Genomic DNA, 2,573 nt, shown 5'->3' with positions numbered 1-2,573 from the left:
ATGCCGATGCCGCCGGCCCGCTCGACCTCGGCCGACTTGGAGACGCGCGCGGTGACGCCCGCGGTGCAGGCGACGATCGTGCCCTTCACCTTGTCGGGGGAGAGAGCGGCGATCAGGCGGGGCGGAGCACCTTCGACTGCGGGCCCGGCGGCGCGATCGGCCCTGGATCCCGCTGCGGTAGCGCATCGCCGGCGGCGCATCGACGGGAGAGCGCAGTGGCGACAAGCGGCTGCGAGCCTGGACGACGCGTTCGGTTCCGCTCCGGGGCGGCGGCGAGCGCACGGGGACAGCGGTGCACCCTCGGGGACAGCGGTGGACGGCTCCGAGCGAGCGCCCCCTCGGCCTGAGCGGCCGCCGTCAGGATCAGAGGGAGCGGCGTCCCGCGATGACGCCGGAGACGACGGCGAGGACGCCGAAGACGATCGCGACGACCGGCTGGCCGAGGTCCAGCCACGCCAGCGCGGCGGCGCCCATCACGAGCAGCTCGATCAGCGAGCGGCCGTAGACGTCGATCGCGAGGACCGCGCGCGGCGAGAGGAAGAGCGCCCAGACCAGCGCGGCGACCACCGGAGCGCCGATGCCGAGGACGATGTTCCACGGGAGGTCCCACGTCGCGAAGCCCCAGAGGGCGAAGGTCGCCAGCGCGACGAGCTCCAGGAGGAACCGGAGGATCGCGTTCGGGCCGATCCTGATGTCGGTGCCCGCGGTGTCCGCTCCTGCTCGATTCACGCCGACCATGCTAGCCGCCGGAGGTCAGCGGAAGATGATGGTGCGGGCCCCGTCGAGGAGCACCCGGTCCTCCGCGAACCACTTGACCGCCTGCGTGAGCGTGCGGCTCTCCTCGTCCTGCCCGATCGCCACGAGCTGAGCGACCGAGTGCGAGTGGTCCACGCGCACCACGTTCTGCTCGATGATCGGCCCCTCGTCGAGGTCGCTGGTGACGAAGTGCGCGGTCGCCCCGATCAGCTTGACGCCGCGGGCGTGCGCCTGCTTGTAGGGGTTCGCGCCCTTGAAGCCCGGCAGGAACGAGTGGTGGATGTTGATGGCGCGGCCGGCCAGTCGCGCGCAGAGCTCGGGGGAGAGGATCTGCATGTAGCGCGCCAGGACCACGAGCTCGACGTCGTGCTCCTCGACGACCTCCAGCACGCGCTCCTCGAACCCGCGCTTCGACTCCGGCGAGACCACGGGTCGCGACTCGAAGGGCACGCCGTAGAACTCGGCGAGGTCGCGAAGGCTGCCGTGGTTGGACAGGATCATCGGGATGTCCACCGCGAGCTGCCCGGCGCGCTGGCGGAAGAGCAGGTCGTTGACGCAGTGCGCGGCGGTGGAGGCGAGGACGAGGGTGCGCAGCGGCCGGCCGACGACGTCGAGGCGCCAGGTCATCCCGTAGTGCTCCGTGATCGGCAGCAGGGCGGCGGCGAACTCCTCGCGGCTGATCGGCGACTCCACCTGCAGGCGCATGAAGAAGCGGCCGGTGTCGGCGCTCGAGAACTGCTGGCTCTCGGTGATGTTGCCGCGGGCCTGGACGACGGCACCGGACACGGCGTGCACGATGCCCGGCTGGTCGGGGCAGGCGAAGGTCAGGGTCCAGTGGTTTCCCGCGGGCCGGGCGCCGGACCACGCGGCGTCGCTGCCCGTCGGACGGGTGCTCGCGGGGGCGGGCCGGGGAGTCGCGGACGCGGCGGGTTCGGGCTGCATCCGCCCAGGATAACGGTGGGGCACGGGGCGGTCCGCGCGCCTCAGCCCGCGTCGACGGACACGACGGCGACGGGTCCCGTCCGCCCGTCCGGGGAGGAGTAGCGGACGCCGATCGTGTGCCTCCCGGGACCGACCTCCAGGGTCGCGGCGAGGACGGGGGCTCCGGGAGCGAGGGACCGCACCTGCCCGCCGTCGACCAGGAGGTCGAGGCCGTCCGCGTCGGGATCGGCGAGCACGAGCACGCCGACCGCGCCCCCGCTCGACGCGGCCCGGGCGAGGAGCACCGGAGCGCGCAGGTCGACCGTCTCGGGGGCGCTGACTCCTGCAGCGGTGCGCGCCAGCACCGTGGTCGTGCCCGCGGGGAGGGGGAGCGCCGGCGCGGTCCAGGAGCCGTCGGCGTCGGCGGTGGCGGAGCCCACGCGGCGTCCGTCGGAGGCGTCCTCGAGGAGCACCTCGGCGCCGGGCGTGGCGGTGCCCCGGGCATCGGGCAGCAGCCGGCCGTCGGTGTCGAGCGCGAGGGTCGGTGCGGCCGGAGCGGGAGGTGCGGCCGGAGTAGGGGTCGTGACCGGTGCGGGAGTCGAGACCGGAGCGGAGGTGCTCGGCGCCTCCGTCGGGACCGGCGCCGGAGTGCTCGGTACGTGCGTCCCTGCCGGAGCCGGAGTGTCCGGTGGGGGAGTCACGGTCGGAACAGGAACAGGAACAGGAACAGGAACAGGAACAGGGACCGGAGTGCTGGGTGCGGGGGTCGAGACCGGAACGGAGGGCAGGGCCGGGCCGTTGCCGATCGGGCCCGGCGCGGAGCTCCCGGTCGTGGTCCCCGGCGGCCCGGAGGGGGCCGGGCCCTCGGTGACGGCAGGGGAGGCGGCCGGTGCGGG

Annotated in this window: 4 protein-coding genes; all 4 read right to left on the bottom strand. The window is 74.2% G+C overall.

What is annotated here, in order from left to right:
- The coding region (locus C5C63_RS17320; protein ID WP_146086424.1) for a hypothetical protein at positions 1-200 on the bottom strand (200 nt) is incomplete at its 3' end.
- Positions 201-363: 163 nt separating this feature from the next.
- A complete protein-coding gene (locus tag C5C63_RS16570) occupies positions 364-729 on the bottom strand; it encodes a YrdB family protein (RefSeq protein ID WP_258065485.1) in 366 nt (121 codons plus the stop codon).
- A 24-nt stretch (positions 730-753) separates the two neighbouring features.
- Entirely contained in the window at positions 754-1,698 is a 945-nt protein-coding gene (purU, locus tag C5C63_RS16565) for a formyltetrahydrofolate deformylase (RefSeq protein WP_104224944.1), read from the bottom strand.
- Between the two features lie 41 nt (positions 1,699-1,739).
- Complete coding sequence (locus C5C63_RS17190; protein WP_104326458.1) at positions 1,740-2,378, bottom strand: Ig-like domain-containing protein; 639 nt, start codon at positions 2,376-2,378, stop codon at positions 1,740-1,742.
- Positions 2,379-2,573: the final 195 nt, after the last annotated feature.

The organism is Rathayibacter sp. AY1B8, from assembly GCF_002932775.1.
Classification (GTDB): domain Bacteria; phylum Actinomycetota; class Actinomycetes; order Actinomycetales; family Microbacteriaceae; genus Rathayibacter.
The sequence above is the reverse complement of the archived record's forward strand: the minus strand, read 5'-3'. Positions and strand labels throughout refer to the sequence as shown.